At 72.3% G+C, this 23,113-nt stretch carries 20 protein-coding genes and 1 riboswitch; of the genes, 6 read left to right on the forward strand and 14 right to left on the reverse strand.

Features of this window, described 5'->3' with window-relative positions; all coding sequences use genetic code 11:
* Window position 1: 1 nt before the first annotated feature.
* The 4 genes from ACIRRS_RS34505 to ACIRRS_RS34520 all read right to left on the reverse strand — a co-directional run bounded on the left by ACIRRS_RS34505 (window position 2) and on the right by ACIRRS_RS34520 (window position 5,045).
* Complete coding sequence (locus ACIRRS_RS34505; protein ID WP_402979640.1) at window positions 2-1,777, reverse strand: ABC transporter substrate-binding protein; 1,776 nt, start codon at window positions 1,775-1,777, stop codon at window positions 2-4.
* A gap of 52 nt (window positions 1,778-1,829) precedes the next feature.
* Complete coding sequence (locus ACIRRS_RS34510; RefSeq protein ID WP_402979643.1) at window positions 1,830-2,819, reverse strand: ABC transporter permease; 990 nt, start codon at window positions 2,817-2,819, stop codon at window positions 1,830-1,832.
* A 458-nt stretch (window positions 2,820-3,277) separates the two neighbouring features.
* Window positions 3,278-4,147: an enhanced serine sensitivity protein SseB C-terminal domain-containing protein gene (locus tag ACIRRS_RS34515; RefSeq protein ID WP_402979646.1), complete on the reverse strand. Its 870-nt coding sequence runs from the start codon at window positions 4,145-4,147 to the stop codon at window positions 3,278-3,280.
* 115 nt (window positions 4,148-4,262) lie between these two features.
* Window positions 4,263-5,045, reverse strand: coding sequence for an enhanced serine sensitivity protein SseB C-terminal domain-containing protein (locus ACIRRS_RS34520; protein ID WP_402979649.1), 783 nt, complete (start codon window positions 5,043-5,045; stop codon window positions 4,263-4,265).
* A 188-nt stretch (window positions 5,046-5,233) separates the two neighbouring features.
* A riboswitch (glycine riboswitch) is annotated at window positions 5,234-5,340 on the forward strand.
* A gap of 231 nt (window positions 5,341-5,571) precedes the next feature.
* On the opposite strand from ACIRRS_RS34520, the gene gcvT reads away from it, so the two are divergent.
* The 5 genes from gcvT to ACIRRS_RS34545 all read left to right on the forward strand — a co-directional run bounded on the left by gcvT (window position 5,572) and on the right by ACIRRS_RS34545 (window position 11,064).
* Window positions 5,572-6,693: a glycine cleavage system aminomethyltransferase GcvT gene (gcvT, locus tag ACIRRS_RS34525; RefSeq protein WP_402979652.1), complete on the forward strand. Its 1,122-nt coding sequence runs from the start codon at window positions 5,572-5,574 to the stop codon at window positions 6,691-6,693.
* Window positions 6,694-6,784: 91 nt separating this feature from the next.
* Entirely contained in the window at window positions 6,785-7,162 is a 378-nt protein-coding gene (gcvH, locus tag ACIRRS_RS34530; RefSeq protein ID WP_402979655.1) for a glycine cleavage system protein GcvH, read from the forward strand.
* 80 nt (window positions 7,163-7,242) lie between these two features.
* Window positions 7,243-8,523, forward strand: coding sequence for a serine hydroxymethyltransferase (gene glyA, locus ACIRRS_RS34535; RefSeq protein WP_402979657.1), 1,281 nt, complete (start codon window positions 7,243-7,245; stop codon window positions 8,521-8,523).
* Window positions 8,524-8,674: 151 nt separating this feature from the next.
* Window positions 8,675-10,042, forward strand: coding sequence for an L-serine ammonia-lyase (locus ACIRRS_RS34540; protein ID WP_402979660.1), 1,368 nt, complete (start codon window positions 8,675-8,677; stop codon window positions 10,040-10,042).
* Between the two features lie 98 nt (window positions 10,043-10,140).
* Window positions 10,141-11,064 (forward strand): hypothetical protein, encoded by a 924-nt coding sequence (locus tag ACIRRS_RS34545; protein WP_402979663.1) that lies wholly within the window; start codon window positions 10,141-10,143, stop codon window positions 11,062-11,064.
* Window positions 11,065-11,124: 60 nt separating this feature from the next.
* On the opposite strand, the gene ACIRRS_RS34550 is transcribed toward ACIRRS_RS34545, so the two are convergent.
* Genes ACIRRS_RS34550 through ACIRRS_RS34560 form a run of 3 tightly spaced genes read right to left on the reverse strand, consistent with a single transcriptional unit; the run spans window position 11,125 to window position 13,296 of the window.
* A complete protein-coding gene (locus ACIRRS_RS34550; protein WP_402979666.1) occupies window positions 11,125-12,465 on the reverse strand; it encodes an MFS transporter in 1,341 nt (446 codons plus the stop codon).
* Window positions 12,348-12,680 (reverse strand): MFS transporter, encoded by a 333-nt coding sequence (locus ACIRRS_RS34555; protein ID WP_402979669.1) that lies wholly within the window; start codon window positions 12,678-12,680, stop codon window positions 12,348-12,350. Before ACIRRS_RS34555 ends, ACIRRS_RS34550 begins: the two co-directional genes overlap by 118 nt.
* Window positions 12,681-12,702: 22 nt before the next feature.
* A complete protein-coding gene (locus ACIRRS_RS34560; protein WP_402979672.1) occupies window positions 12,703-13,296 on the reverse strand; it encodes an NADPH-dependent FMN reductase in 594 nt (197 codons plus the stop codon).
* Window positions 13,297-13,426: 130 nt separating this feature from the next.
* On the opposite strand from ACIRRS_RS34560, the gene ACIRRS_RS34565 reads away from it, so the two are divergent.
* Entirely contained in the window at window positions 13,427-14,152 is a 726-nt protein-coding gene (locus tag ACIRRS_RS34565; protein ID WP_402979675.1) for a TetR/AcrR family transcriptional regulator, read from the forward strand.
* Here the strand turns inward: ACIRRS_RS34565 and ACIRRS_RS34570 are convergent.
* The 7 genes from ACIRRS_RS34570 to ACIRRS_RS34600 form a co-directional block, all read right to left on the reverse strand.
* Complete coding sequence (locus tag ACIRRS_RS34570) at window positions 14,149-14,589, reverse strand: nuclear transport factor 2 family protein (protein WP_402979678.1); 441 nt, start codon at window positions 14,587-14,589, stop codon at window positions 14,149-14,151. The genes ACIRRS_RS34565 and ACIRRS_RS34570 overlap by 4 nt on opposite strands.
* 55 nt (window positions 14,590-14,644) lie before the next feature.
* Entirely contained in the window at window positions 14,645-15,346 is a 702-nt protein-coding gene (locus tag ACIRRS_RS34575; RefSeq protein ID WP_402979681.1) for a hypothetical protein, read from the reverse strand.
* Between the two features lie 8 nt (window positions 15,347-15,354).
* Window positions 15,355-16,236 (reverse strand): EamA family transporter, encoded by an 882-nt coding sequence (locus ACIRRS_RS34580; protein WP_402979684.1) that lies wholly within the window; start codon window positions 16,234-16,236, stop codon window positions 15,355-15,357.
* Between the two features lie 494 nt (window positions 16,237-16,730).
* Complete coding sequence (locus ACIRRS_RS34585) at window positions 16,731-17,276, reverse strand: ATP-binding protein (RefSeq protein WP_402979687.1); 546 nt, start codon at window positions 17,274-17,276, stop codon at window positions 16,731-16,733.
* A 139-nt stretch (window positions 17,277-17,415) separates the two neighbouring features.
* Entirely contained in the window at window positions 17,416-18,642 is a 1,227-nt protein-coding gene (locus ACIRRS_RS34590) for an Ig-like domain-containing protein (protein ID WP_402979690.1), read from the reverse strand.
* A 211-nt stretch (window positions 18,643-18,853) separates the two neighbouring features.
* Entirely contained in the window at window positions 18,854-20,101 is a 1,248-nt protein-coding gene (locus ACIRRS_RS34595) for an Ig-like domain-containing protein (RefSeq protein ID WP_402979693.1), read from the reverse strand.
* Window positions 20,102-20,283: 182 nt separating this feature from the next.
* Window positions 20,284-21,402: an Ig-like domain-containing protein gene (locus tag ACIRRS_RS34600; RefSeq protein ID WP_402979696.1), complete on the reverse strand. Its 1,119-nt coding sequence runs from the start codon at window positions 21,400-21,402 to the stop codon at window positions 20,284-20,286.
* Window positions 21,403-23,113: the final 1,711 nt, after the last annotated feature.

A 23,113-nucleotide genomic window follows, 5' to 3' on the forward strand; every position in this document is an offset into this window, starting at 1 on the left:
CTTACTTGTTGGTGCCGATGTTCAGGTAGTCGTACTCACCTGAGAAGGCGGAGGTGGAGGCGAGGTTGGTGGCGCTGTCCGGGCGGTACAGGAAGACCTTGAAGTAGGTCAGCGGCACGATCGAGGCCGAGTCCATGACCTTCTTGTCGATCTGGCCGTAGATCTTCTCCCGGGCGGCCTTGTCCGGGTTGACGGCCGCGGCGTCGATCAGCTTGTCGACCTCGGGGTCGTTCAGCTGCTGGATGTTGCTGTTGCCGGAGGCCTTGATCGCGCGGCTGTCGACGATCTGCTGGAGGAAGCCGTAGCCGGTCGGCCAGTCGGCGCCCCACTGCATCATCATCAGGCCGATGTTGTGGTCCTGGGTGAACTGCGGCGCGCCCGCGTTGTCCGTCAGGTACTTGCCCTGCGGGTACTGCTGGATCTCGGCGTTGATGTTGAGCTTCTTCAGTGCCGCCTGGATCGACGTGGCCGCCTGGACCTCGGTGGTGCGCTCGGTGCGGGCGGTCAGCACGGTGCTGAAGCCGTCCGCCTTGCCGCAGGCCTTCAGCGCGTCCTTGGCCTTGGCCTCGTCGCCCTTGTTGTCCTTGGTCTCGTACGTGTTGAAGTCCTGGTGGCCCGGGACGTCCGGCGGCAGGACGGTGCTGGCGATCTGGCCGCGGATCGGGCCGCCGAGGGCGGTCTGCACCGAGACCTTGTCGATCGCGTACTGGACGGCCTTGCGGCAGTCGGGGTTGTCGAACGGGGCGACCTTGGTGTTGATCGCCAGGTAGACCAGGCGGTTGCCGTAGGCGTTGTCGGTCTTCGCCTTGAGCTTCTGGTCGCGCAGGATCTGCGCCTGGGTCTGCGGGTCGACGCCGCCGCCGACCAGGTCGACCTGGGCGTTGCCGGCGATCAGGTCCTTGTCAATGGTGGCCTGGTCGATGTTCATCTTGAGCACGATCTTGTCCGCGAGCTGCTTGCGGATCGGGTCGGTGCTCGCGCTCCAGTTCTCGTTCGGCACCAGGACGGCCTGCTTGCCGTCCTCGTACGACTGGAACTTGTAGCTGCCCGAGGAGACCACGTGCTTCACGTAGTCGGAGCCCGTGTCCTTGGCCTGCGGGACGGGGGCGGTCTGCGGGGCGCTGACCAGGTAGTCGAAGTCCGCGAAGGCGTGCTTCAGGTGGAAGACGATCGTCAGGTCGTCCGGGGTCTCGATCGACTTGAGACCGCCCTCCTTGTCCTTGTACGGACCCTGGTAGGGGGTGTCGTTGTCGACCAGGTTCTCCTTGAAGTACGTCGGGCCGTTGGAGTTCACGTCCGGCGCGTAGTTGGAGCGCTCGACGGCGTACTTGACGTCCTTCGAGGTGATCGCGGTGCCGTCGTCGTACTTCAGGCCGGCACGCAGCTTGTACGTCCAGGTGAGGCCGTCCGCGCTGGGCTGGCCCAGGGACTCGGCCAGGTCGGGGACGAGCTTGTTGCCCGCCTCGCCCGCGCCCGGGGCGAAGGTGGTGAGCGGACGGCCGTACAGCCGCGAGAAGTTGTAGATGTAGGCGTAGTACGTGTTGCCCGGGTCGAGCGAGTCCGGGGTGCCCTTCATCTCGTAGGTGACCGTCCCTCCCTTCTTGTCCGAGACGTTGACGATGCTCTTGGTGGCGGCGTCCTGGCCGGCCGAGTTGGCGTCGGCGGCACCGGCGGAGGCGGAGGAGCCCCCGCTCTTGGAGCTGGAGCCGCAGCCGGTGACGATCAGGACCGCGGCGGCGGCCGCGGCGGTCAACGCGACGGTACGAGACCTGCGCATGGGTGAGATCAACCCCTTGAGGATGTGGAGGAGGGAGGGTCCTGACGGAGGGTCAGTTGCTCTTGGGATCGAGGGCGTCGCGGAGCCCGTCGCCGAGAAGGTTGAACGCGAACACGGTGATGAAGATCGCCATGCCGGGGACCACCATGTACTGCGGGTCCACTTGGTAGAACTGGATGGCGTCGCGGAGCATCCCGCCCCAGGAGGCCTGCGGCGGCTGGATGCCCACGCCGAGGTAGCTGAGTCCGGCCTCGAAGAGGATGTTGGTCGGGATCAACAGGGTCGAGTAGACCAGGATCGGACCGACCAGGTTCGGCAGCAGCTCCTTGAACAGGATGAACGGGCCGCGCGCACCCAGGCTCCGGGCCGCGTGGACGAACTCCCGCTCGCGCAGCGAGAGCGTCTGGCCGCGTACGATCCGGCCCATGTAGGGCCAGTTGAAGAAGCCGATCACGAAGATCAGCACCCCGATGTGCATCGGCAGGCCGTGGAGGCCGAAGGCGCCGCCCTGCAGCGAGGCCGAGATGGCGATCGCGAACAGCAGCAGCGGGAACGCCAGGAAGATGTCCATCAGGCGGCTGATCAGGGTGTCGACCCAGCCGCCGTAGTAGCCCGCCACGACGCCGAGGACGGTGCCGATGGTGTTGGACAGCACGGTCGCGCCGAAGGCGACCAGCAGGGAGACCCACGAGCCCTCGATGACGCGGGAGAGCAGGTCGCGGCCCTGGACGGTGTCGATGCCGAGCGGGTGGTCCGCGCTCATCCCGCCCCAGTCGCCGAGCGGGATGCCGCCGAGGTCGGCGTCCAGGAGGTCCTGGTGCAGCGCGTCGGGGTCGAGCCCGAACAGCGCCTCGATCGGCTTGGCGAACACGGCGAGGGTGATCAGCAGGATCACCACGATGCCGCCGGCGACGGCGGCCTTGTCCCGCTTGAAGCGAGTCCAGGCGATGCGGCCGAGGGAGCGGCCCTCGATCTTCTGGGCCGGGCTCTCGGAGGCCGGGGCCTCCGGGTCGTTCCCGGCGGTGGCTACGGGTGCGGTCATGGTCAGTTGGTCCCCTCGCCGACGGTGGCCGGCCCACGGGCGCCGGTCGCCGGGGGTCGGCGGTACGGCTGGCAGCGGACGTGCGGAGGTGCGTCTGAGAACGGTGTGCCCGGCGGATCGCCGTGCACGGGTACTGCCACCACGCGGGATGGGCGTCGCGTGGATCGAGCGGTCGGCGTGCGCGTTCACCTTCGTGGGGTTACCAGTTCGCGCGGTGCTTTGCGTTGTGCGCAGAACTCTCTGCCATCCGAACTGGCTTGCGCCAGCCCTGCCAACCGACAGATGCCCAACTGTGATCTGTGCGCATGCACCTCCCGGATTCGCGGCATATACCTCTTCACACAGCTGTAACTGCCATGTCAAGATGCCCACGCACCCCGTCCGGAAACTCGTCCGGAAAGCGCCGAAGCCGACCTGACGAAAGGTCAAGTCGGCTTCTCGGAAAGGCGTTTGTCTGATCAGCGTCCGGGGTATCCGGGCCAGGCCCCCGGCTGCTGGAACTGGGGCTGCGGATAGCCGTAGTGCGGCTGCGGGTACCCGGTCGGCGGCCGTCCGGCCTCCCGGTCGTAGAACGGCCGGGCGTTGGCCCGCATCCACAGCGCCACCGGGTCGTACTCGTCCGCCATCGCCACCGTGGACACCGCCAGCCCCTCCGGGGCCACCGCGATCGCCCGCTGCATCAGCGCGCGCACCGCCTCCACCGCCGGCGGCGAGCTCTCGTACAGCTCCAGCCCGATCGCCAGGTACGGCTCCCCCACCGAGGGCTGCACCCACGCCCGGCGCAACGCCCGTACGGCGCGCACCTCGACGGCCTGGCGCTCCAGCAGCGCGAAGAACTGCTGGGCGTTGACCTGCGGCTCGCTCAGCTTCAGCGGGCCGGCCGGCAGCCGGTCCAGCCCGGCGGCGATCCGCCGCAGGTCCGCCCAGGGCACGCCGACGCCGCCGCCGGGGGCGTGCGGGTTGAGCCACAGGCCCCAGCGCGTCCGGTACAGCGAGGCGGCGATCTCCCGCCCGGAGATGACCTCGTGGGCCCGCGTCCAGCCCGAGGCCGTCAGCTGCTCCTGCGAGGTCACAGCCGGCGCGTAGCCGTGGCCGCCGATCTCCATGTTCCCGTACTGGGCGTCGGGGCTGCCCGGAGTGCCGTGCCACAGCAGCATCCAGACCTGGCCCGCGGCCAGCGCGTGCAGCAGTTGCTCGTACGCCTCGTAGCGTTCCGGCGCGACCTCGCGCAGGGCGCGCTCCAGCACGCCCGGGTCCGCCCCGGGGCGCCCGGCCGGTGCCTGGCCCCACGGCCCCGGTCCACCGCCCGCTCCCGCTCCCGCACTCATGCGCCCACCTCGCCGCGCCTCTTTCGCTCATCCCGCCGGCCGTCAGCCGTCTGCACGCACCCTATGGCGCGGCAGAGGCCACCGCCACGGCGACGTGCCTTCGACAGAAACCCGCTCACGCCCGCGAGTAGAACGGCATCACCCGGGTGAGCAGCCACTCGACCACCGGGTCCTCGGCGAGGTCGAGCAGCACGAGGTGGACGCCACCGGGCAGCGGCGCGGTTCCCAGCGCCCGGCCGAGCGCCTCGTTCACCGCCGCCGGGTCCGCCGGGGCCGCCTGGTCCAGCTGGACGCCCACGAACATCACGGTCGCCTCGCCCTCGATGCTCGCCAGCGCCCGGCGCGCGGTCAACACCCCGGGCAGGGCGGCGAGTTCGGCCCGGCAGACGGCGAGGAAGTGCTCCGGGTCCTCCCCCGGCACGGGCTCGCGCAGCGCCACCCGGCCGCCGCTCGGCGCATCCGGCTGGTCCCAGCGATCCTCACGAGGCCCGCGACGCAGCTCGGCCACGCCCTGCGGCGGCACCGGAATGCCCACCGCCGCCTCAGGGTTCACGGCGATCCCCACGCCCAGCGGCAGCCCCCGGGCGAACTCCCAGGCCGGCGCGATCGCGAAGGCCATCCCCGGCGCCTGCTGCAGGAACACCTCCTGCGAGGAGAAGACGGGCACGTACGGGTCGCCGGCCAGCTCGATCGTCGGCAGGTCCAGCCCCTGCCCCTGCGGGTCCGCCCCCGCGGGCAGCGGGATCCACACCTGGCTGCGGGCCAGCACCTCGATCACCCGGGGCGTCGCGCCCGGGTCGCCCAGCGCGGCGGTCAGCACCTGCTCCAGCTCGTTGGCCGGCCACGCGCCCCCGGGCGGCGCCGTCTCCGGGCCGCCCCACCCCTGCTGCTGCTCCACCGGCACCCCATCCACCGCCGTACCGCCGGCCGCCCTGTTGCCGCACCGACGCGCAGCAGTTTAGGGCCCTTGTTCGGAAGCAGGGTTCCGTGTGACGCGGCCCCCTCTCCCTTCGGCGCCCCGGACGTGCCATGATGTGCCCGTCCGACGGCATGCGCCGCGGGCCCCACAACTCCACACCGGCCGCTCGAACCCGCGCGGGAGAGCCCGGAGTGCCGCCCCCAGGCGGCACAGCCGGCGCCGAAGGAGCAAGTCCTCCCCGGAATCTCTCAGGCCCCCCTACCGCACGGGTTAGGCACATCTGGAAAGCGGCGCACGGCCCGGTCGTGCGCCCACCCACGGTGCAAGCCGCCACGCTGGGCCCCAAGCTGGAAGCAGCTCCGGGCAGGCGGGCGGTGAAGCTCTCAGGTTCGACGACAGATGGGGAGACCCACGCCGCCGCATGCCCGCGCGCGGGGTCGGTCCCCGAGCGGGTCCGGTCCGGCGCGCGCACCCCTGAGTGCCCCCGACCGAGGAGTTCCTGGCCATGTCGTCCCTCCGCCTGACCGCGCTCGACGCGCTGCACCGCAGCCTCGGCGCCACCATGACCGACTTCGCCGGCTGGGACATGCCGCTGCGCTACGGCAGCGAGCGCGAGGAGCACCTCGCCGTCCGCACCAAGGCCGGCCTGTTCGACCTCTCCCACATGGGCGAGATCACCGTCACCGGCCCGCAGGCGGGCGAGATGCTGGACCACGCCCTGGTCGGCTTCGTCTCCGCGCTCGGCGTGCTGCGCGCCCGCTACACCATGATCTGCGCCGAGAACGGCGGCATCCTGGACGACCTGATCGTCTACCGCCTGCGCGAGGACGCCTTCCTGGTCGTCGCCAACGCCTCCAACGCCCAGCCGGTCCTCGACGAGCTGATCGCCCGCGCCAAGGGCTTCGACGCCGTCGTCACCGACGACCGCGACACCTACGCCCTGATCGCCGTCCAGGGCCCCGAGGCCACCGCGATCCTGGCCGACACCACCGAGGCCGACCTGCCCGGCCTCAAGTACTACGCCATCCTCCCGGCCCAGGTCGCCGGCAAGGACGTGCTGCTGGCCCGCACCGGCTACACCGGCGAGGACGGCTTCGAGATCTTCAGCGCCCCGGCCGACGCCGAGGCGATCTGGCAGGCCCTGACCACCGCCGGCGAGGGCCGCGGCCTCGTCCCGTGCGGTCTGTCCTGCCGCGACACGCTGCGCCTGGAGGCCGGCATGCCGCTGTACGGGCACGAGCTCTCCACCGACCTCACCCCGTTCGACGCCGGCCTCGGCCGGGTCGTCCGCTTCGACAAGACCACCAACGACGGCGCCTTCGTCGGCCGCGCCGCCCTGGAGCAGGCCGCCGCCGCGGCCGAGACCAACCCCCCGAAGGTCCTCGTCGGCCTGGTCTCCGAGGGCAAGCGCGTGCCGCGCGCCGAGTACACCGTGGTGTCCGTCGAGGGCGCCCCGATCGGCCGGATCACCTCCGGTGCGCCGTCCCCCACCCTCGGCCGGCCGATCGCCATGGCGTACGTGGACGCCGCCCACGCCGCCCCGGGCACCACCGTCGCGGTGGACGTGCGCGGCAAGCACGAGCCGGTCCAGGTCATCGCGCTGCCGTTCTACAAGCGCGCCCGCTGACCCCAGCGATTTCCCCCATCACCGCACGTCGCAGCCGTCCCGCCGACGGCCCGCGTCGTCGTACCCGCTTCCCATCCTGGAGAATGACGCCATGAGCAACCCCCAGCACCTGCAGTACACCAAGGAGCACGAGTGGCTGACGACCGCGGACGCCGACGGCGTCTCGACGGTCGGCATCACCAAGCACGCCGCCGACGCCCTCGGTGACATCGTGTACGTGCAGCTGCCCGAGGTGGGCGACACCGTGACCGCCGGCGAGACCTGTGGCGAGCTGGAGTCGACCAAGTCCGTCAGCGACCTGTACTCCCCGGTCACCGGCGAGGTCGTCGAGATCAACCAGGACGTCCTGGACGACAACGCCCTGGTCAACGGCGCCCCGTTCGAGGGCGGCTGGCTGTTCAAGGTCCGCGTCGAGGCCACCGACGCGCTGCTCAGCGCCGAGGAGTACACCGCCCTCATCGGCGGCTGACACCTCCGTTCGGGGCGGTCGCAGCGCGGCGGCCGCCCCCGCCCGGCCCCTTTCCCTCCTCCTCCCGGGAAGACCCCACCATGACGGTTCTGAACCAGTCCCTGCACGCCCTCGACCCGGAGATCGCCGCCGCGGTCGACGCCGAGCTGCACCGCCAGCAGACCACCCTGGAGATGATCGCCTCCGAGAACTTCGCCCCGGTGGCGGTCATGGAGGCCCAGGGCTCGGTCCTCACCAACAAGTACGCCGAGGGCTACCCCGGCCGCCGCTACTACGGCGGCTGCGAGCACGTCGACGTGGTCGAGCAGATCGCCATCGACCGGGTCAAGGCCCTGTTCGGCGCCGAGCACGCCAACGTCCAGCCGCACTCGGGCGCGCAGGCCAACGCCGCCGCCATGTTCGCGCTGATCCAGCCGGGCGACACCATCCTGGGCCTGAACCTGGCCCACGGCGGTCACCTGACCCACGGCATGAAGATCAACTTCTCGGGCAAGCTCTACAACGTGGTCGCGTACCACGTGGACGACAAGACCGGCCAGGTCGACATGGCCGAGGTCGAGCGCCTCGCCAAGGAGCACCAGCCGAAGCTGATCATCGCCGGCTGGTCCGCCTACCCGCGCCAGCTGGACTTCGCCGAGTTCCGCCGCGTGGCGGACGAGGTCGGCGCCCTGCTGATGGTCGACATGGCGCACTTCGCCGGCCTCGTCGCCGCGGGCCTGCACCCCAACCCGGTGCCGTACGCGGACGTGGTCACCACCACCACCCACAAGACCCTGGGCGGCCCGCGCGGCGGCGTGATCCTGTCCAAGGCCGAGTTCGCCAAGAAGATCAACTCCGCGGTCTTCCCCGGCCAGCAGGGCGGCCCGCTGGAGCACGTCATCGCGGGCAAGGCCGTGGCCTTCAAGGTCGCCGCCTCCGAGGAGTTCAAGGAGCGCCAGCAGCGCACCCTGGACGGCGCGCGCATCCTCGCCGAGCGCCTGCTCCAGGCCGACGTCGCCGAGGCCGGCGCCTCGGTGCTCTCCGGCGGCACCGACGTCCACCTCGTCCTGGTCGACCTGCGCAACAGCCAGCTCGACGGCCAGCAGGCCGAGGACCGTCTGCACACGGTCGGCATCACCGTGAACCGCAACGCCGTCCCGAACGACCCGCGCCCGCCGATGGTCACCTCCGGCCTGCGCATCGGCACCCCGGCCCTGGCCACCCGCGGCTTCGGGGCCGAGGACTTCCGCGAGGTCGCCGACGTCATCGCCGAGGCCCTCAAGCCGGGCTTCGACGACACCGTCGCCGCCGCGCTCAAGGCCCGCGTCACCGCGCTGGCCGAGAAGTACCCGCTGTACCCGAACCTGGCCAACCAGGACTGACCCCGTACGCGGGTGAGGTGACCGGCCTCACTCCGTACGTGCACCTGGGACCCCGGGGCACCGCGCACACTGGACAGTGCGCGCGGTGCCCCGTCCCGTGTCCCCTCCCTGCCTGCAAGCCCTCCCACGAGACCCGACAAGGACGTCCCCCGTGGCCATCAGCGTCTTCGACCTCTTCTCCATCGGCATCGGCCCCTCGAGCTCCCACACCGTCGGCCCGATGCGCGCCGCCCGGATGTTCGCCCGCCGTCTGCGGTCCGAAGCCCTGCTGCCCCGGGTGACGGGCGTGCGCGCCGAGCTCTTCGGCTCCCTGGGCGCCACCGGCCACGGCCACGGCACCCCGAAGGCCGTCCTGCTCGGCCTGGAGAACAACTCGCCCCGCACGGTCGACGTCGACCAGGCCGACAAGGACGTCGAGCGGATCCTCGCCGAGAAGAAGCTCAACCTCGTCGGCGAGCACACCATCGACTTCGACCCCGACAGCCAGCTGGTGCTGCACCGCCGCCGCTCGCTGCCGTACCACGCCAACGGCATGACCCTGTGGGCCTTCGCCGAGGACGGCTCCACGCTGCTGGAGAAGACCTACTACTCGGTCGGCGGCGGCTTCGTCGTCGACGAGGACGCGATCGGCGCCGACCGGGTCAAGCCCGACGACACCGCGCTGCGCTACCCCTTCCGCACCGGCGAGGAGCTGCTGCGGCTCACCCGGGAGACCGGGCTGTCCATCTCCGGCCTGATGCTGGAGAACGAGAAGGCCTGGCGCAGCGAGGAGGAGATCCGCACCGGGCTGCTGGAGATCTGGGCCGTGATGCAGGAGTGCGTGCGGGCCGGCATGAGCCGCGAGGGCATCCTGCCGGGCGGCCTCAAGGTCCGCCGCCGGGCCGCCTCGGGTGCCCGGGCGCTGCGGGCCGAGGGCATCGGGCCGGCCAACGCGATGGAGTGGGTGACGCTCTACGCGATGGCCGTCAACGAGGAGAACGCCTCCGGGCAGCGGGTGGTCACCGCGCCCACCAACGGCGCGGCGGGCATCATCCCGGCCGTCCTGCACTACTACCTGAACTTCATCCCGGGCGCCGATGACGACGGCATCGTCCGCTTCCTCCTCGCGGCCGGCGCCATCGGCATGCTCTTCAAGGAGAACGCCTCCATCTCCGGCGCCGAGGTCGGCTGCCAGGGCGAGGTCGGCTCCGCCTGCTCCATGGCCGCCGGCGGCCTCGCCGAGGTCCTGGGCGGCTCGCCCGAGCAGGTCGAGAACGCCGCCGAGATCGGCATCGAGCACAACCTCGGCCTCACCTGCGACCCGGTCGGCGGGCTCGTCCAGATCCCCTGCATCGAGCGCAACGGCATGGCCTCGGTGAAGGCCGTCACGGCGGCGCGCATGGCGCTGCGCGGGGACGGCCGGCACCACGTCTCGCTGGACAAGGCGATCAAGACGATGAAGGAGACCGGGGCCGACATGAAGATCAAGTACAAGGAGACCTCGCGCGGCGGCCTCGCCGTCAACGTCATCGAGTGCTGATCGGGGTTCCACCGGTACGGCCACGCGCCCCGGCGCGGTAGTCTCCGGTCTCGCCCCGGCCGTCTCCGGCCGGGGCGAGGTCGAACGTGGGGGGCGGCATGGGGGCGTACTGGGACGAGCAGCGGCGGCAGTGGGTGCAGCAGGCGCCGCCGACCGCGCCGCCGCCGATCGGCTCGGTGCCGCCCCCGCCCGTACCCGCCCCCGCGCCGCCCATGGCCCCTCCGCCGCTGACGGCGCCGCTGCTGGGGCCTCCGCCGCAGGCGTACCCGGCTCCGCCGTTCTCCCCCTCGGCACCTCCCGGCCCGCCCCTGCCCCCGCCGCCGCCCTCCGGCCGGCGGATGCGGCCGCGCGCCGTGCTGATCGCCGCGCTCGTCGGGGTGCTCGCCGGGGCGGGCGCGGGCGGCGGCTGGTACCTGTACTCGCGGCAGGACGACGCGAAGAAGCCCGCGGCCACCGCCCTCGGCACGCCCCTGCCGACCACCCCGGTCGCCACGCCGCCCTACCCCGCGTTCACCTTCCCCGCCGCGCCGACCGCCTCCCCCAGCCCGACGGCGACCCCGACCACCGGCGCGCACTCGACGCTCGTCCAGGACGCCGGGGGCTTCTCCCTGCCCGTGCCGGACGGCTGGCAGCGGCGCGTCGACGGCACGTCCGTCTTCTACGACTCCCCGGACGGCACCAGCCTCATCCAGGTGTTCTCCATGGGCACCGGCACCCCGTACGACCAGGCCGTCGCCACGGACACCAGCCTCGCCTCCAACCCCAGCCGGTTCCCCGGCTACCGCAAACTCGCCCTCACCCGGACCCCGGGCGGCGGCGCCGTCCTGGAGTACTCCTACGACCTCGCGGGCAAGGGCGTACGGCACACCGTCGACCAGATGGTCACGACCCCGGACGGCCAGGTGTACGCCCTCCTCGTCGCCGGCCCGGAGAGCAGCTGGCCCGCCCCACTGCGCGACGTCCAGCAGTCCCTGGCGGCGGGCTTCTGCCTCACCGGGCACTGCCCGACGGCGAACGGCTGACGCGCCTCCTGCGCGTCGGCACGGGCGACGGGCGGGTGCTGGACTGCGCGACGGGCTGATCTAGCGCCGTGCTGCCAGCGCTTCCGGGGCCTCCTGCGGCGCCGCGCCCGGCCCCAGGTTCGGCCGGGCCAGGAACGCCACCGCCGTCGCCGTCGCCGCCAGGGCGACGCCGCCGATCACCGTGCCGCGCAGCCCGCTGGTGACGGCCGCGCCGACGGCCTCCCGGACGACCGGCGGCAGCCCGTCCAGCGAGGCCGGGGTGAGCCCGCCGCCGGTCAGGTGGGCAGCCTCCGCCGGGCTCAGCCGGTCCGCCAGGGAGGCGGTCATCCGCGCCGTGTACGCCGCGCCGAGGGCCGCCATCCCGAGCGAGCCGCCGATGCTGCGCAACAGGGTCACCACGCCCATCGCCGCGCCCATGTCCTGGAGCGGCGCGGCGCCCATCGAGGTCAGCATGGTGCTCTGCATCAGCAGACCGATGCCGATCCCGGCGACCGCCGTGAGCCCGGAGGCCAGGGCCACCGGGGTGTCCGTCCCCAGGAGCAGCAGCAGCGCGGCCCCGGCCAGGGTCAGTGCCCCGCCCAGCAGCGGGTAGCGCCGCTCGCCGCCGGGCCGGGCCATCAGCCGGGCGGTGACCAGCTGGGTGACCATCATGCCGAGCATCAGCGGCAGCAGGAGCAGTCCGCCGGTGGTCGGCGAGACGCCCTGGACGAACTGGAAGTACTGCGGGACGTAGCCGATCAGGGCGATCATCACCGCGCCGGTGAGGAAGCCCAGCACCTGGGAGACCGAGAAGGCGCGGCTGCGGAACAGCGCGGGCGGGATCAGCGGGCCGGGGGCGCGCAGTTCCGTCCGGACGAATCCGGCCAGCGCGGCCAGGGCGACGAGGGCCATGCCGAGGATCAGCGGGGACGTCCAGGCGTCCTGGGTGCCGCCCCAGCTGCCGACCAGGGTGAGGGCGAGGATGCCGGTGGTCAGCAGGGCGACCCCGGCCAGGTCGAAGGGGGCGCGGGCGCGCTCCTCCTTCGGCAGCCGCACCCCGACGGCGACCGCCGCCAGGGCGAACAGCCCGATCGGCAGGTTGACGTAGAAGGCCCAGCGCCAGCTGAGCCGGTCGGTGAGGAAGCCGCCGAGCAGCGGCCCGCCGACGAAGGCGACCGGCATCAGCACGCCGATCACCGACTGCACCCGGCCCCGGTCGGAGGCGGGCACCAGCGCCCCGATCACCGAGAGCGCACCGACCATCAGGCCGCCCGCGCCGACGCCCTGGACGGCGCGGAAGGCGATCAGCTGGCCCATGTCCTGCGCCAGGCCGGACAGTGCCGTGCCGTGCCGGCCAGGAAGACCACCACCGCCCACTGGTGGGCGCCTTTGCGCCCGTACAGGTCCCCGAGCCGGCCCCACAGCGGGGTGGCGGCGGCGGAGGTGAGCAGGTACGCGGTGACGGCCCAGGCGAGGTGCTCCAGCCCGCCGAGGTCGCCGACGACGGTCGGCAGCGCCGTGCCGATGATCTGGCCGTCGAGGGCCGCGAGGAAGATGCCGAGCATCAGCCCGATCACACCGATGAGCGGCGGCTTCGGGCGGTCGTCGCCGACCGGTCGCACCGGTTGCGTGGTCATGGCGGCCCCGTGCCTTCCGGGCTCAGGCCGCGAACGGGCGGGTCTGCCGGGCGGCCTTCAAGGCCCGGGCCCACCAGTCCAGTTGGTCGAGCATCGTCTTCGCGGCGGCGGTGGCGCCCGGGTCGCGCGGCGTGCCGTCCTCGTCGAAGGCCTGCGCGGCGCCGTGGAAGCTGACGGTGTTGCGGATGGTCACGGCGTTGAGCTCGGCCATCACCACGCGCAGCTGCTCGACGGCCCGCAGGCCGCCGGAGAGCCCGCCGTACGAGACGAAGCCGACGGGCTTGGCGTGCCACTGGTGGTTGTGCCAGTCGACGGCGTTCTTCAGCGCGGCCGGGAAGCTGTGGTTGTACTCGGGGGTGACGAACACGAAGGCGTCGGCGGCCTCCAGCCGGGGCGAGACGGCGCCGAGCATCGCGATCTGCTCCGGCGGGAGTTCGCCGCCGAAGGAGGGCATGACGGTCGGCAGCGGGGTGACGGCCAGGTCGACCAGGTCGGCGGTCATGTCGCCGCGCGCTTCGAGGTGGCCGAGCAGCCAGTCGGCGACGGCCGGGCCGAAGCGGCCGGTGCGGGTGCTGCCGAGGAGGACGGCGACCTGCAGGTTCTGGTTCTCGGGCATGAGGTTCCCCTCCGGGGAGACGGGCACGGCTTCGCTGTGTACGCCGTATCGACTCAATACAACGTACACATCGGCGCGTACGGCGTCCACTGACCCGATACGTTGTACACGCGAGTGCTACCGTGGACCCATGCCCACCCAGCAGACGCCCCCCGACCGGCCCTCACTCTGGGAGCGGCTCGACCGCCCGGCCGCCGCCCCCCGGACCACCCTGACCCCGCAGCGGATCGCCGCGGCCGCCGTCGCCATCGCCGACACCGAGGGCCTGGACGCCGTCACCATGCGCCGCCTGGCCGCCCTCCTGGAGGTGGCCCCGATGGCCGCCTACCGGTACGTCTCCGGCAAGGACGAACTCATCGAGCTGATGGTCGACTTCGTCTACGGCCGGCTCCCCCTGGACGCCGCCCCCGGCGGCTGGCGCGAGACCATGCACTCCCTGGCCGTCCACCTGCGCGCCATGAACCTGGAACACCCCTGGATCGTCCGGGCCGCCGCCCCGTCCGTCCTCAGCCCCAACCAACTCGCCGTCCCCGAGCGGGCGTTCGCCGCCCTCGCCGACCACGGCCTGGACGCCGACACCACCATGGCGGTCTTCCGCACCGTCACGGGCTACGTCTACGGCTCCGTCTCCACCGAACTCGCCGTGGAGAACCTCCGCCGCGCCAACGGCTGGACCGACGGCGAGGAGACCCGCGCCGCCCTGGCCCCTCGCATGTCCTACCTCATGGGCACCGGCCGCTACCCCGCCTACGAGCAGTACCTCCACCGGGCCACCCGCAAGGACGACCCCGCCTGGCACTTCCACACCGGCCTCGACTGCGTGCTGGACGGCATCGCCGCCCACTTCGCCCTCTAAGGCGCCTCCTCCAGCCGGGCGGCGACGGTCGACAGCCGCCCCATCGCACGGGCGACGCCCAGCCCGTCCATGTAGTCCCGCACGTGCACCAGCAGCCCGCCCCGCGCCCGCAGCACCAGCACCCCCGGCAGCGCGAACGGCCGCCCCGTCCCCGCCACCGTCCCGACCACCACCTGCTCGACGGTCAGCACCTCCGGATCGGCCGCCGCGTGCACGGCCACCTCCCGCACCTCCTCCGGCCGCGCCGCACTCGCCCCCCACACCGCCCGGTACCCGGCCCGGATCTCCTCCCGCCCCACGTACCGCTCGGGCATCCCGGGAAACAGGAACGGAAACTCGTGCACCCCGTTCTCGGCGTACAACTCCGCGAACGCGTCCGCATCCATGGCAAGCATCGCCGCCCGATAGCGAGCGAGCAGATCCACCACACCCGACATAGCTGTCCCCCTCCAGCTCACGCGACCGCCCCACCCTACCGACCGGGCGCCGAGATCATCCCAACTCGGCTACCAGAGCGCCGTACTGCGCCGCTGTCAGATTGAGCCTCCAGAAGGGGTCGAGCCTCCCGCCCCGCTCGTCACCGCCCCCGCTGAGCGGCGATTCCGCAGTGGCGTCGAGCACCCCCTCCACCCCGAACCGGCCGCGCAGCAGCCACTCAGCCGTCGCCTCGGTATCGCCGGCCGGCGCGCCGATGGCGGCGAGGGCCTCCGCGAGGCGCTCCGCCGACGCCTCCTCCCCCACCAGGGCGGGCAGGAGGAGCAACAGCCGCTCGGCCGGGGCGTGCACGCCCGGGGCGGCCGGGTCGGGGGTGTCGGCGATGCGGACGAGGCGCCGCCAGTCGAGGCCGGGCCCGTGCCGGTCGCCGTCGATCGAGGCGAGGATCTCGGCCCGGGCCCAACCCGGGTGCGTCAGCAGGTAGTCGAGTCCGGAGTCGCCGTCGAGATTGCGGTAGACGATGAGCACCGCGTGACCACCTCCGAACGGCACCCTCAGCGTCGGCCAGGCGTCCGGGCCCATCAGCTCGTCGAGGATGGCGTCGGCATCCCCGCCGTCCTCCCCGAACCACTCCGGATCCACCCGGCACACCGCCGCCAGGTGGTTCGTCCAGAACCCTCCGCGCACCAGCAGCGGCTCCCCCGCCACGAACGGCCCGTCCAGGTACCCGCTGATCGCCCTGCCTAGAGATTCGCTCACCCGCCGAGTCAATCAGCCGCCGTGAGGGCCAAGAGGCCCACCGCCAGGAGGGCGAGGCCGCACCAGGACGCCGCCGGGAGGTGTTCGCCGAGGGCGGCGACACCGAGGAGGGCGGCGACGGCGGGTTCGGCGAGGGTGAGGGTGGTGGCGGTCTGGGCGGTGGTGCGGCGGAGGCCGTGGCCGAAGAGGCGGTAGGCGAGGTACGTGGTGATCACCGCGAGGTGGAGGACGACGGCCGTGCCGCGCACCGTTCCCAGCCAGTCCACCGGTTCCAGGGCGAGCACCGGCAGCACCAGCACCGCCGCCGCGCCGAACATCGCGCCCATCACCCCGCCCGAGGGGTGCCCGGCGGCGATGAGGCGCCCGCCGATCAGCGAGTACCCGGCGTACGAAAGCCCGGACAGGGCCGCCAGCAGCGCCCCGAGCAGGTCCACCTCCCCTCCTCCGCCGAGCACGAGCACGGCGCACCCGAGCACGGCGAGCCCCGTCGCTCCGGCCCACCGCCCGCTCGGCCGCCCCTGGCCGGCGAGCCAGCCGAGGAGCCCGGTGAACACGGGCGCGCTGCCGAGCGCGACCACCGTCGCGACGGCGACCCCGGTGCGGGTGACGGCCGGGTAGAAGGTGAGCGGGTACCCGACCACCCCCACCGCCCCGAGCGCGAGCAGCCACCGCTCGCCCGCCCGGCAGGCCCGCGGCAGGCCCCACGCGGCCCGGTCGGTGAGGAACAGCAGCAGCCCGCCGAGCAGCAGGGCCGCGGCGCCGATGCCGGCCGCCGGGGCGCCGCCGGGCGCCAGCGAGCCGGCCGTTCCGGTGGTACCCCACAGCAGGGCGGCGGCGAGGATCGGCATGGGCCCGTCGAGCAGACGGGCGGAGAGGAAGGAGCGAGGCACGGGAGTGGACTTCCGTCGTCGAGAACCAGCGGATGGAGTGGTTTCGAGAACGGGCGCACGCCGACGCGACTCCCGGCCCAGGGCCCGGGATCAGGGGTTCAGATCACCCTCGCGTACGCCCGCTCAGGCGCCGAGCGGCGGCAGCGCGACGTGCCAGTACAGCTTCACGGCCCCGATGCTACCCACGAACCATCCACCCACCCTCCCGGGTGAATATTCACAGGCAGCGATGTGAACCTATGCAAAATCCCAAGGTGAACTAGGTTACAAACCTTTCATTCCAAGCCGACCGGTTTGCCCACATACTGAGATCCGTGCGATAGTCAAGACACGACTTCGGCGGGCCCGACCTGGCACTGCCGACGCCCATCGCGCGGCACGCACCCCCTTGGCCGGCGCGATGACCTGCACGGGCCCCCTCCGCCGAACAAACGGCGCACCGGGGGCCCTGCGTGTTTCCGGCGCCGGGAGCCGGGTGCGGCCGTACGAGAACCTCAGCTCCGCTCGCGCACCTTCAGCTCGAACCACACGCCCTTGCCCCGCGGCAGCAGGTCCGCCCCCCACCGGTCGGCCAGGTCGTCGACGATCTTCAGCCCCCGCCCCCGCTCGTTCACCGGCTTGGGCTCGGCGAGGATCATGCAGGGCAGCGCCCGCGAGGAGTCCCGCACCTCGATCCGCAGCCACCCGGGCTTGCGGCTGACGTGCAGCCCGATGGTGCGCCCGGCCGCGTGCCGCACCGCGTTGGAGACCAGCTCGCTGGTGAGCAACTCGCCCGCCTCCAGGTGCTGGTGGAGGTCCCAGGACTCCAGGACGGAGAGCACCAGCCGACGCGCCACCGGGCCCGAGTCCGGCCGGGACGGCAACCGCACCTCGCTGGGCGAGGACGGGTCGCACAGTCTGCCGGAATACATCTCCTCCAGCTCCTCGGAGCTGAGCCGCTCCAGCGCCGAGAGCGTGACCTGGACGTCGATCCAGGACGCCCCGGCGACCGGGCCGACCCCGGGAACCGTTGACTGATCTGTTTCGCCCCAACCCGCCATGCGGACCATCATTGCGGAACGCAAGCGGCCGCGTACGGACAATGAGCAAACGATCTCCCCCGAGTCGGCATATGCCGCATGCAAGAAGGGGCCGACCCGGGCCGACATCCGTCAAGCCCGGGTTGACCCCTACGGCGACCTACCAGGCACTCCACGGGACGTTCCACCCGGAGAGCCCGTTGTCCGGCTCCAGGGTCTCCTTCTTGATGGAGTTCTTGACGATCACCACGTCCCCGACGATCGAACCGGCGTAGAACTTCCCGGCCGCCGAGGAGTCGCTGCCACCCTCCGCGTCCTTGAGCGCGACGCAGCCGTGGCTGACGTTGTCGCCGCCGAACACCCCGTTCCTGGCCCACCAGTTGCCGTGGAAGTACGTCCCGGAGGTGGTCAGCCGCATGGAGTGCGGCACCTGGAGGTCGTACGGGGCGCCGCTCATACCGGGCAGGGTGCTGGACTGCATCCGCACCGTGCCCTCCTTGGACATGACGACCATCGTGCCGTTCCAGGTCGGGTGGTCGTCCGAGCCGGAGGTGATGTCGAGCTGCGAGGTCTGCCCGTTGGAGACCAGCGTCATCTGGTGCGCGGCGGCGTCAACCGTCGCGACCTGGCTTCGCCCGATAGTGAAGGGCTCGTCCCGGTCCGAGCCGTACACCCCGGGGGCGATCTCCACGCTCTTCAACCGGTAGTGGACGGTCACCTTGGTGTTCGGCTTCCAGTACTCCGCCGGACGGAAGTCCAGCCGCCGGTCCCCGAACCAGTGGCCCTTGACCACCGTGCCGTTGTCCGTGTCGAAGGTGATGGCCTTCGCCACCGCCTCCTTGTTCTTGACGTCCTTGCTGAACTCCACCGAGACGATCATGCCGACGCCGTACGTGGCGTCGTTGTCCACGTTGTCCGCCGCCTTCGCCAGCGCGTCCGGCGTCAGCGTGGTGAAGGTGCTGTCCGCCTCCGCGACCACGCCGTTGGCGTCCGCCGCCATCGCGCTGACCAGATAGGCGGTGCCGACCGACAGGCCCGTGGTCGGCATCCAGGAGAGGCCGTCCGCGGCGATGGTGCCGGCCACCTCCTTGCCGCTCTTGTCACTGACCTTGACGGTGGTCAACTTGCCGCCCGTCGCACCGATCTTGAGCGCCCCCGGCGCCACGTCCACCGAGCCGGTCTTCGGCTCGATGCTCACCGCGGCCTGCGACACCTTCGGCGCCGCGCTGGTCGGCGCCACCGACCCGGAGGCCGAGGCCGACGCCGGGGCACCGGCCCCGATGTCCGCCTTGGCGCCGCCGCCGCCGCTTCCGCTGCTGCACGCCGCCGTCATCACCATCGCCCCGCCGACCAGTCCGGCGGCCACGACCCTGCGTATCGACCTCAACGTCGATCCCTCCCTTGCTCCCCACGGGCCCGAAGCCCCGACCGCTACACGCTCCGGCCCTCGGAAAGGTTGCGCCCACCAAGGGCACTGTTGCCCGGAAAACCCGGACGGCCCGACCCCAACGGGTGAGGACCGGACCGCCCGACTACGAAACAAACCCGCACAAACCCCCGGTGAGCCCGGATTCACCGGGCCAAATCCCGGGTACGGCCTACCAGTTCGCCCAGGAGACGTTCCAGCCGCCCAGCCCGTTGGAGGGGGCGACGGTCTTCTCCTTGCTGTTCACGATCTTCACGACGTCACCGACCATCGAGTCGTTGAAGAACTTCCCGGCCACCGAGGCGTCGCTGCCGCCCTTCTCGTCGGCCATCGACACGCAGCCGTGGCTGGCGTTGGTCTTGCCGAACGGGCTGGCCCAGTAGTTGCCGTGGACGAACGTGCCCGAGGTGGTCAGCCGCATCGCGTGCGGCACGTCCTGGATGTCGTACTCGCCGCCGAGACCGACGGTCTGCGAGTTCATCCGGGTGACCTTCTCCTTGGACATGATCACCATCGTCCCGCCCCACGAGGGCGTCGCGTCCGCCCCCAGCGTGACGGGCAGCGTCGTCGACTTGCCGCTCGTCTCCACCGTCATCATGTGCGACTTCGCGTCCGCCGTCGAAACCCGCGAACGGCCGATGGTGAACGGCTCGTCCTTGTCCACGTCCCCGTAGACGCCCGGCGCGACCTCGACGCTCTTCAGCCGGTACTTGACGGTCACCTTGGTGCCCGGCTTCCAGTACTCGGCCGGACGGAAGTCCAGCCGCCGGTCGCCGAACCAGTGGCCCTTCACCTCGGTGTTGTTGTCCGTCGCGAAGGTGATGCCCTTCAGCACGGCGTCCTTGTTCTTCACGTCCTTGGTGAAGTTCACCGAGACGATCATGCCGACGCCGTACGTGGCGCCGTCGCTGATGTTGTCGTTGGTGGAGACCTTCTTCTCCGGCGTCAGCGTCGTGAACGTCGTCGTGGACGCGGCGACCAGGCCGTCCGCGTCCTTCGCCTGCGCGTCCACCTTGTACGCCATGCCCACCGCCAGCGCGGCCGCCGGCTTCCAGCCGGTGCCGTCCGGGGTGATCGCCCCCTCGACCGGCTTGCCGTTCTTGTCCGTCACCTCGACGGTCGTCAGCTTGCCGTTGGACACCGACACCGCCAGCGCCCCCGGCGGCACGTCCTGCGCGCCGTCCTTCGGCTCGACGTTCAGCACCGCGGTCGAGTTCTTCGGCGTCGCCGAAGCCCCGCCCGCACCCGCCCCCGCGTCCGCCGGCGCCGTGGTGGCCGCGTCCGAGGACCCGCCACCCTTGTCGTCGTTGCAGGCCGCCGTGAGCAGCAGCACCCCACCCATCAGCAGTGCCGCCGCACCCCTGCGCCCGAAGCGCCGTCCGGTGCGTATCGCGTCGCCTGCCGCCGTACCCGTCCTCACGGTTCTCTCCCCTCCCGGTATCCACTCTGTTGACGCTTCGAACGCCCTCATGAGTTGCACCGGGCCGCCGGTCTTCCACACCGGGACCCGGCGCGCCGGAGAAGGATAGCTGGGCCGTCTGAGTGAATCCCGTGGGGAGGTGGGTGGATCAAGGGTGAAGCCTCGGTGAAGACCCGCCCGGCTCAGCGCAGCGCGCTCCCCGCCAGCCACTGCTCCCAGGACAGGTTCCAGCCGTTCAACCCGTTCGACGGCGGCACCACGTCCCCCGACACCCCCTTCACCTCCACCACGTCCCCCGGCACCGTGTGCTCGAACAGCCACCCCGCCGGGGTGTCCCTGCCCGTCCCGCCCTTGGCGTCCGCCAGCCCGATGCACCCGTGACTGGTGTTGGCCGACCCGAACACCCCCGGGTTCGCCCAGTAGTTGCCGTGCACGAACGTCCCGGAGGCCGTCAGCCGCATCGCGTGCGGGACGTCCTTGATGTCGTACTCGTCGCCCATCCCCACCGTCTGCGAGTTCATCCGCGTCACCTGGTACTTCTCCGACACCACCATCACCCCCCGGTACGTCGAATGCTCCGCACTGCCCGCCGACACCTTCAGCACCCGCACCACCTTCCCGCCCGCCCCCGCCCGCACCGTCAACGTGTGCGCCTCCAGGTCCACCGTCGACACCTGCGCCCGACCGACCGTGAACCGCACATCCCGGTTCTGCGAGCCGAACTCCCCCGGCGCCCCCTGCACGTCCTTGAGCCGCAACGCCACCGCCACCCGCGTCCCCGCCGCCCAGTACTGCTGCGGCCGGAAGTCCACCCGCTGGTTCCCGAACCAGTGCGCCGCCACCACCACCGGCGGATCCGCACTCACCTGCACCGCCCGCTCCACCGCCGCCCGATCCACGATCGGCCGACTGAACCGCAACGACACCGGCATCCCCACCCCCACCGTCGACCCGTCCTCCGGCGTGAAGAACGCGACGAACGTGTGCGCCCGCGCCACCGTCGTGAACTCCGAATGCTGGGCCGCCTTCTGCCCCTGCTCGTCCTCCGCCACCGAGTCCAACGTGAACGCCGTCCCCAACGGCAACGCCCCGTCCGGCACCCACGACGCCCCGTCCCCCGCGATCGCCCCCGGCACCTCCACCCCCTTCCCGTCCGCCAACCGCACCGACACCAACCGCCCCTGCGCCACCGCCACCCGCACCGCCCCCTCCGGCGGCACATCCTGCGCCCCGTCCACCGGCTGCGCCGTCACCACCGCCCGCGAACCCACCACCACCGGCGCCCGCGACCCCGTCGCCACCACATCCCCCGCCGGCCCCTCCCCACCCCCACCACACCCACCGAGCAGAACGATCCCCCCGACCACCGCCGCCACCCGCCGCGCCCACACCCACATCCGGGCCCTCCCACCGTTCACCTCACCTGCCCCCGGCACAACGAGAACCCACGCGACAGAGACACGCCAACCACCCCAAAATCCCCCATCCCCACGCTTCTTACCCGGTTCCGCCCCCGCGTGAGAAGCAGCCCCGAACACTCACGGCAGCCGCGCGGGCTCTACGGCATCCCCGTAACCCCCAACGACCGCACGGGGCAAGGCCCACGCAGCGGCAAGCTCCACCTCCCTTGAGCCCCCGCGCGGCGAAGCCGGCGCGAGGGGCGAGCCCGAACCCCAGCGGCCGCGCAGGGCGAAGCCCGCGCGGGCGCAACAGAACCCACACGCCCACAGCAACCGCCCCGCCCCTGTGGCTTCGCAGCGCGAGCACGAAACCCCGCGACCGCGCGCGGCAAAACCAGCGCGGGGTGCAAGGGGTGGATGCGGGGGGCGGGACGAGCCCGGCAGTCATAGCGGCCACACGGGGGCGAAGCCCACTCTGGGACGGGGGCTGGGGTGGGAGTCGCAGGCGCTCCCGAACTCCCAGCGGCCGCGCGGGGCGTAGCCCGCGCGGCCGCTGCAAAACCCACCCCCACCCCTCGCCCCAGCGGCCACGAAGGCGAACCTGAAACCCCTGGCACCCCGCGCGGTGAAGCCGGCGCGGGGTGCCAGGGGTGGGGTGCGGGGACGAGGGAATGAGCCTGGAACCGCCAGCGGCCGCGCCGGGCGAAGCTGGCGCGGCCGCAACAAAGCCCATCCACCCCCAGCAACCACCCCGCTCCTCCAACCACGCCGGACAAGGCGGCACACAGCCGAGCCCGAAGCCCCGCCGCTCCGCGCGGCAAAGCCTGTGGGGGTAGGCACGGGAGTTGGGGGTGCGGGCGGGGGGCGAACTCGTACCCTCGCAACCCCGCGCGGCGAAGCCAGCGCGGGGTTGCGAGGGGAGGTGCGGGTGCGGCGTGGAGCTGGGCGAGCCCGGAACTCCCAGCGGCCCCGCGCGGCGAAGCCTGCGCGGGGCCGCTGGGGTGGATACGGAGGGCGGGGCGAGCCCGGCTGCCATCGGCAGGGTCGGGGTGCAGGAAGTCAGGAACGCGGGGGTCGGTTGTGTGGGGGGCAGGGCGCACCCGAGGTCATAGCGGCCGCGCGGGGCGAAGCCCGCGCGGCCGCAACGAACCCGCCCACCAACAGCAACCGCCTCGCCCCCGTGGCCGCGCAAGGGAGCCGACGCAAGGGCGGGCTCGAAACCCTGCAGCCCCGCGCGGCAAGGCCAGCGCGTGGCTGCCGAGGGTGGGGGTCAGGGTCGCGAGAAGTTGGGAACGCAAGGGTGGGATGTGGGGACGGGGCGCACCTGGAGGCTATAGCTGCCCTCGCGCGGCGAAGCCTGCGCGAGGGCGAGAGTACGAAGCCAGCGCGGGGGGGGTCGGGAGCCGGGGTGGGGGCGAGCCTAGAACTCCCAGTGGCCGCGCGCGGGGCGAAGCCCGCGGGGGGCCGGGGGTGCGAAGGGGCGAGCGCGGAGCCTCCAGCGGCCGCGGGGGGGGGGGGCCCCCCCCGCCCCCCCCCCCCCCCCCACCCCCCCCCCCCCCCCCCCCCCCCGGGGGCCCCCCGGGGGGGGGGGGGGGGGCCGGGGGGGGGCCCG

It is taken from the genome of Kitasatospora sp. NPDC101183 (genome assembly GCF_044767945.1).
Taxonomy (GTDB): Bacteria; Actinomycetota; Actinomycetes; order Streptomycetales; family Streptomycetaceae; genus Kitasatospora.